Origin of the sequence: Flammeovirga agarivorans (assembly GCF_012641475.1) — a bacterium.
GTDB lineage: Bacteria > Bacteroidota > Bacteroidia > Cytophagales > Flammeovirgaceae > Flammeovirga > Flammeovirga agarivorans.
In genome coordinates this window covers 1-511 of the sequence record NZ_JABAIL010000145.1, presented here as the reverse complement: position 1 = coordinate 511, position 511 = coordinate 1, and the positions used below count along the sequence as shown (strand labels likewise).

The 511-nt window shown below is 50.9% G+C and carries 1 protein-coding gene; it reads right to left on the bottom strand.

What is annotated here, in order from left to right; translation table 11 throughout:
• Window positions 1-503, bottom strand: a 503-nt coding sequence (locus tag HGP29_RS28680) for an ATP-dependent DNA ligase (protein WP_211093491.1), incomplete at its 3' end; no start/stop codon positions are given.
• Window positions 504-511 lie beyond the last annotated feature (8 nt).

Below are 511 nucleotides of genomic sequence, written 5' to 3'. Positions count from 1 at the left end.
ATCACGTTGTAGTCATCACCGGACTCGATAATGTCAAGCGGAATGATATCGTAGAGGACAACTTTGAGGTTGTAAGGGTCGAGGTGGAACGGTTGACGATTGGCTTTCTTCTTCCACTCATCGTGCCAGTATTCGCAGGTAGATAACGTAAAGTTACTCTGCTTGAGCCAGACGGTGCGCAGAAGGCCAGACCCGGTGTTAAAGTCCACACCTTTGACCATGAGTTCGCCATCAAGCATGAAGCCATCCGGGAAAATCCAGCGGTCATCTTTCAGTAACTTATTCCAGCGCTGGTCGAAACCGTTGAGGTGCTCTAGGGCCGGAATGGTCTTAGAGACCCGGCTGAGCCACGCTGCGTTGGCCGTGTTGTCTACGCAAATGTTCCCGCGCACACCATCGTGCTTAGTGTCTGCGATGAGGTAGCCGGAAGTCTCCAGCGCCTTCTCGATAGCGGAGCGAACAAATGATACAGCCTTAAATGGATTAGTCTTAATGTTCATCATGAGGATGT